5 protein-coding genes and 1 pseudogene are annotated in these 6,779 nt (G+C 47.6%); 1 reads left to right on the top strand and 5 read right to left on the bottom strand.

Translation table 11 applies throughout. From position 1 onward, the window contains the following. The 3 genes from DI579_RS07100 to sbnA all read right to left on the bottom strand — a co-directional run. Positions 1–1,809: amino acid adenylation domain-containing protein (locus DI579_RS07100; protein ID WP_303679007.1), on the bottom strand; the 1,809-nt coding region annotated here is incomplete at its 3' end. 7 nt (positions 1,810–1,816) lie between these two features. Continuing rightward, positions 1,817–2,806, bottom strand: a complete 990-nt coding sequence (gene sbnB, locus DI579_RS07095) for a 2,3-diaminopropionate biosynthesis protein SbnB (protein ID WP_303679006.1) — start codon at positions 2,804–2,806, stop codon at positions 1,817–1,819. Then, positions 2,807–3,808, bottom strand: coding sequence for a 2,3-diaminopropionate biosynthesis protein SbnA (sbnA, locus tag DI579_RS07090; protein WP_134790672.1), 1,002 nt, complete (start codon positions 3,806–3,808; stop codon positions 2,807–2,809). It lies immediately after the preceding gene. 301 nt (positions 3,809–4,109) lie between these two features. Between sbnA and DI579_RS07085 the strand changes: the two genes are divergently transcribed. Next, positions 4,110–4,820 carry a 4'-phosphopantetheinyl transferase superfamily protein gene (locus tag DI579_RS07085; protein WP_303679005.1) on the top strand — a complete coding sequence of 237 codons (711 nt, stop codon included), beginning with the start codon at positions 4,110–4,112 and terminating at the stop codon, positions 4,818–4,820. A gap of 22 nt (positions 4,821–4,842) precedes the next feature. On the opposite strand, the gene DI579_RS07080 is transcribed toward DI579_RS07085, so the two are convergent. After that, positions 4,843–4,974: a hypothetical protein gene (locus DI579_RS07080; RefSeq protein WP_303679003.1), complete on the bottom strand. Its 132-nt coding sequence runs from the start codon at positions 4,972–4,974 to the stop codon at positions 4,843–4,845. 1,599 nt (positions 4,975–6,573) lie between these two features. Then, a pseudogene (locus DI579_RS07075) lies at positions 6,574–6,779 on the bottom strand (ribonuclease E); the annotation flags it as partial.

Raw genomic sequence — 6,779 nt, 5'->3', positions numbered from 1 at the left:
TGAGCGGACAATATTGGCTAACTGAATGGCTCGAAGAGAATCGCCTCCGGATTCGATGAATGTTAGTTCTGGATTCACAGGAGTTCCAAGCACGTCCTGAACGAGAAGAATGAAAGAGTCCTGATTCTGTTCAACTCTACCGGGAATAGATCCCTCTCTTGACTCTTGAACTTCATTCAGTAACAGTTCCCCAGCATGGCGCTCTAATAACTTAATATCTACCTTGCCATTTGAAGTAGTGGGAATATCAGTAACCTCTATCCACCGTGATGGACACATCACTCTCGGGAAACTTCTTTTCGCGCGACTATTAAGCATTTTTGGAGTAACTAAACAATCGGCGCGAGGAAGATAGAATGCGGCCAAGCTAGCGTCTCCTTGGCAAAGAAACTGGTGCGTCGTCTCTCGGAGCACCATTGCTCGACGTTCACGGACACGAGGGTGGAATTTAACCACTACAACGTCTTCAAGCTCTGGGATTTCTCGAAGGATACGATTCTCGATTTCACCGGGCTCAATCCGTACTCCACTAATTTTTATCTGTCGATCAGCGCGGCCATCGTAAACCAGCTGGCCATCCGCTCGCTGGTGAACGAGATCTCCGGTGCGGTATATTCGGAATGGGTATCCGTCAATCCTGGCAAATGCTTGAGCGGTTTTATCTGGGCGTCCGATATAACCTAAACCCACACAAAGACCAGCAACGAAAAGCTCGCCTTGCGCTCCAGGAGAAACTGGACGCCAAGTACCTTCTGCGTACTCTAATACGTATAAAGACGTATTAGGTATTGGAATTCCGATGGGAACTTCACCTGAGTTAAGCGATTCGCCATCCACGACCGCATGCGTTACATCATCAGAACATTCCGTAGGACCATACGCATTAATCAACGGGACAGCCGGAAATTTTTCTACCCAGTCTCTAGCCAACCGAAGGGGTAATTCTTCACCAGTCACCAGAACATACTCAAGCCCAGAGAAAGACACGCTTGACCCAATTTCGTGAATAAGTTCACGAAATACTGTCGGAACTAGTTCAATGTGTGTTATACGCTTCTCTTCCAGCAAAGAACAAAGCTCATGTGGATCCCGTGAAATATCGTCGGGTACGATCCGTACCGTACCGCCGACCAGCAAGGCTGCACAAAATTGCCAAATGGATACATCAAAGGTAGTAGGCGCCGTCTGGGCCACAACTGAGCCAGCTCCAAGCTGAAGGAGGTGAACTTTGCTGTGCAAATGATTCATCATGCCCGTCTGAGCAATTAGCGCACCTTTCGGTTCACCTGTGCTACCCGAGGTGAAAAAGCAGTAGCTTGGGACGTTGTAAGGATCATCCACACGCTCCAAAAAAGTGTCGCCTAGTGGCGCCTTTACTTCCGTTTCGCGCAAAGTAGTATCAGTGAAAATGGCGACGGCGTTCGTAATCGTCTTAATATGTTTACGACGGGTCTCTGGCCACCGAGGATCAACGGGTGCATAGATGGCACCTACGGCACTACAAGCTAGTATATCAACAAGGCATTCGATATCGCGCGAACGCTCTGAAATGACAACTTTCCCAAAAGCGTGTTTTTTCTCTAAAAAGTAGGCTCGACTGTTAACTAGACTCAATAACACTTCGTAGGTGATTTCTTCACCATTAATGTCTATTACGGCAACGTGATGTGAAGTGATATGGGCCCATTCAACTAAGTACGAGTAGAGCGTGCGTTCTAAAGGCCAGTCGAAGTTCTCCCCGGCCATCGCACTTCCGGTCACAAACAAGCCCAACCCATTTTTTTCAAGACTCTTGGTAAGATTTATCACTCTGCATTCACCGCTTCATGTCTCCGTGAAAGTCTGGAACACGTAATCCACCGCCTGATGCTTGAACGTGCTCGTACAAGCTTTGAGCAACAGCAAGGTCCAAAATTCCCAAACCAAACGGAGAAAATACGGTTGGGCGATCAGGGTCAAGTTGCTTCTCAGAGCAGATAAATTCGGCCAGCGTTCCTGTGACAAAATCCCGATTTCCGTTCAACTGTTCAAGGAGGTGGGGAGTAGTGTTTGCCTTCAGACAATGTTCAACATCATCAAACACGTTATTAGCCGTTTTAATGCTCTCTGGGTGTAAATCACGAAGCGAGATATTAAGGATGAGCTGGTTCGGCTGGAAACGTACACTCATCGGCACATAAGGAGTTCCAGCGTTGGTAGCTAATAGCACGAGATCACAGCCAAGAGCCTCTTCTAAACTGACTACCGAACACTCGGGACCACGCCGAGTAACCATACGTGCGACTAATTCACTATTCAAATCATGAATTTTCACCGGAACTGCTGCCGTATATAGCGACTTAACAAAATGTAAAGTTGTCTGTGCAATAGGGCCACTGCCTACTACACCGATACTCGTAGGAGCATCGTGAAGAACTCGAACTGCAAGCGCAGCCGAGGCAGCTGTACGAGCCGCACTAATACGGCTGGCCTCAATGAAAGCATAAGCATAGCCGTTATCTGGGTTATTTAGCACGATGACTGCTGAAGCTCTTTGTAGCCCATGATCAACATTTTCAGGAAAACTAGAAATCCATTTAATACCTGACACACAAGCTTGATCGTTAATATAAGATGGCAACGCAATTATGCGATCTCGTGGAGCTCCTGGGAACCGGAGAAAATAACTATCAGGGCATACAGTATTTCCGGCATGGTGTGCTCGGTAAACACGTTCAACAAGATCAATGAGAAACGACTCCCTTCCCTTTAAAAATTCTTCGGAAAGTTTGGCGTCTATAACTAGCATCTCACTGTATTCCGTCATTTAAATGCCTCCCATTTCTTTCACCTCGTGCGCAACTGGACGAATAGCATAGTTAAATGCTGATTCTCCAAATTTTTCCATAACCCAATCGTCGTCATATACTCCATCTAGGTATCTTTCTCCAAGATCAGGAGAAATAACGACAACGCGGCTTTCCTCGGGAATTTTATCTCGAAGAGCATCAAATGCTGCTAGCACGGTTCCAGTCGATCCACCCGGTAAAAATCCCTCAGCCTGCGCAATGCGTCGGCACTGTCTCACGGTATCAATTTCATCAATATAATACCTTTTTATAGGCAATTTTTCGTCAAAGATTGGCGGTTTTATACTAGCGCCTAAGCCAGGAATATACCGCCGCGAAGGAAATCCTCCGAAAGTCACTGAACCAGTGCTATCAATAGCACACACTTTGGTGCATGAACCACGCTTCATGACAGCCCTATATACACCCATCAGCGTGCCTGTGGTACCAGCACCTACAAATAGGTAATCAGGATCGCCTAATTCTTCAACAATCGCTTTATATGTTTTTCTTGAATGAACCTCAGGATTGGCTGGATTTTCGTACTGATTTGTCCATAACGGCCCACCTGGCATCTCTACTAACTCACGAACCCTAGCAAGTCGCGTCCCAAGAAATCCGCCCGCTGTATCCAGCGATTGAACAATTTCTACTTCCGCTCCCAGAGCACGCATATGCGCAATCGACCTTGCATTTGCATTCAGATCTGTAACGATTGTTAATTTGTATCCTCGGCGCGCACATACAGCAGAAAGTGCTATACCTAAACTCCCAGAAGAGGACTCTATCACCCACCCTCCTGGCTGAAGACCATGCAGCTCTTCTAAGCTATCGACGAGCGCGATAGCCGTCTTGAGCTTCACGGAACCAGCAGTGTTTAAGCCTTCTAACTTTACGTAAACATCATGCTTAGGAAATGAATTTTTTATGCGAACAAATTGAGCATTTTCATCTAGTTCTTCAATAGATCCTGCAATCATTTATTTTCCCCTACAGCGCATGGCATTGGATTTTTTCATAGCATGAAAGCAAATTCATAGTGAAGAGTCTTGTGCAGACTATAGGCGTCATTGGAAGAGGTTTAGGCAAGACGTTAAGGATCTCAATCATGCTGATGCTTCCTACGAACGGCGTTGATAAAATAGCAGATACAGCAACATATATGCGCGACCTCCCCAGTGATGCACGCTGAAGTAACTTGGCACCTACTTCATGAGTTAGTGTACCTCCTTGTAGGACCACATTGGAAGGGAGAATCAAAAATTGATCTGCATCTCTTGTGTGTCACTCGATACATTCCCCAAGAGTGCCTTGCCGCAGCTGATGGAAAGAGCTACTCCTGAACGACGAGATAGAGCACGACGATACGTGCGAATAGATGACTGCTTGCGCTGCCTCATAGCTGACGAACTCCGATCCTACTCATTAGAGCTTGATTATAAGGTTCCAGTACAGTCAGAGATATCGAAGAACGCTTTCGGGAAGCCGTTACTAGCGAACTGTGGTGGTCCTAAGTTCAACTTGTCGCACGCTGGAAGCTGGATTGTCTGTGCCACAAGCTCATATCCTGTTGGCGTAGACGTCGAAACAGTCACTGAGCCAGGTTTAGCGGCGGTTTCGGAAGATTTTTCAGTGGAAGAAGTGGAGACCTTGCAAACGACCACCACGGCTCCCCTCTCTATCGCTCGAGCAATGATCTGGACGCGGAAGGAGGCATACCTCAAATATCTGGGACTGGGGCTCACTGTTCCGTTAGATTCTTTCTCAGTAATAGATCAAACTTTACTGTCGCCAGCTGAAGGGATGACAGACGGTATTCAGTTTTATAGTTGGTGCGATGCCGATAGCTCGCATGTGATCTCTGTCTGTGGTCACGGCGAGGGAGTCGTCATCTCTTGCGTCAGCGGGCAAGAATTATTGGATGGATTGCCACCATCTCACTGTTCGGAAGAACCTCAAGAGCAGCTTCAGTGGTTGCCTAATCTTAACTAGAAAAATTTTGTAATTACTATAATTACAAGCCACCTCGAGAAAGAGAATTAGTAGATGTCATATGGTTCACCATGAAATATTGAATCTCAATAATCTTCTTCAAGGCCGCTAGGGCATTCACTTCCTCATCACTATCAAGTAATGGGTCACCCATGATAGGCTTCTTCGTACTCAGCAATGCATCGTGGGCATTTTTTCGAAAAAACTGATCCAAAACGAGTTATACCTGCTGGTAGCGGCCCGTAATTAGTAGCTATCTCGGCTATAACCCCCCACGGAGGAAGAACCCATTCCACAAACTGTCCTTGAGTGGGTACATTCGCTAAACGTCGATAATCAAGTCTTCTCAAGAGCCCCGCAAGATCCCAGTAAGCATAAAATAGATCTGAAGCTAAGTCGCTCTTTGAACGGACTTCTTGTCGCAAGTCGCCATCGTGTAAAATGGCGATAACTGATCCTCGATTCCCCCCACGCACCAATGGTGGCACGAAAGAAAATTTTCGAGTGTTATAGACATGCACCCAACCAGACACGGATTGCTCTGGAGTCATCGGGACAATATGTGCCGGTATGGAATCGAATCCTAAATAAAGAGCTGCTCGACACCTGTGGGCTCCATCAAGGATGATATAGGGTGACCCTTGGGCTACGTGGATGCTTTCTCGTAAGGCCTCATGCTCTAGCAATTTCGTAAGATGCTTGAGACGCAGGGTTTCGCATTTTTCATGCCATATGAGTTGGTTTAGTGGAAGATACGATGATCGTTCACAGCTACTACTAATTTTCATCAATCTTATCAACTCTCAATGCACTATTGATGGCAATCTGGTCTTGACATATCCGATCTGTGATTTGGACCATGAAACAGTCTCTAGTACGTTTACTACACACAAGGAAAATAGTTTCTTTAAGTTTGCGCTGGGGAATCCAATAATTTTGCAGCATGGTTATTGAACTTTGCAGCTCGACCAACTGCTACAGCCGATAGATTACGGGCGGTTACAGTGATGTCTGTCGAGGCATCAACAATGATTCTCGACAGCCCTGGACCCGCACTATCTCTTTTTTGAGGGGCGCGGGATCGAACACATCGCATTGGCAAGCCCGGACAGATCATACTCCTCCGGTCCTACTGGCGACCGCAGAAGCACAGATGCTGCGTCGGACCCGAAGCAGGTAAAACCAGCAGACTGCGATCCAATGCTCGTGGATGGCCTTTCGTCAGTTCGACGTAGCCTTCACGTGCAATAAAGTGGTAAGCATGGTCGGCGTCCGGATCATCCCCCCTTGGGAGCTAAGAGGCCGTAGTTGATCATTACATCAAACAAGGCTTGCAAGATAGGTTTACAAAACCGATCTGCCGCTACCACCAGTTCCGATACAAGCTTACGTAACGTTGTTGCTGGCATGTTGCTCCTTCACAGAAGCGTTCCGGGGGCTCGCAGACGGCACTGGTGCCCGTGAAACCATAACGGAACCTGAAACTACTCCGCACGGTCTGATGCTCCGACCTTCGTCAGCTTTCCCAGACCATCCGGGGCATCAATCCATTCCATCAGATTGACACTCACACTGTAATCCTCACCAAGACCACATCAACATCGGGGGGGAGGAGGAGAGAGGATCCGTCCTCACACGATGCACGAATGCAAAAATATATAGGCATCATGATGCTCCTGGGTATCTCCCGTACTCCTGCACGGTCCCCAACTCAATCCCCACGCAAAGCTCACATGCCTAAGTCTCATGACTTTCACCAAACATCGATTTCTACACCGATCAAGCGGCCTGTATCGGCAGCATTGCCGTACCTCTGCCCGGCCTGATCCTCAAGCCACGACAACGCATCCCGGAACAACCGCACGTCCTCCAGGGCTAAACCGCAGTCGTAGCCGCCCTTGTCCCCCAACCTCACAATCTGGCGCTCCCGGCGTCCTCTTTTGTCGACCTCGATCCACA

Source organism: Lawsonella clevelandensis (genome assembly GCF_003241315.1).
GTDB lineage: Bacteria > Actinomycetota > Actinomycetes > Mycobacteriales > Mycobacteriaceae > Lawsonella > Lawsonella clevelandensis_A.
The sequence above is the reverse complement of the archived record's forward strand: the minus strand, read 5'-3'. Positions and strand labels throughout refer to the sequence as shown.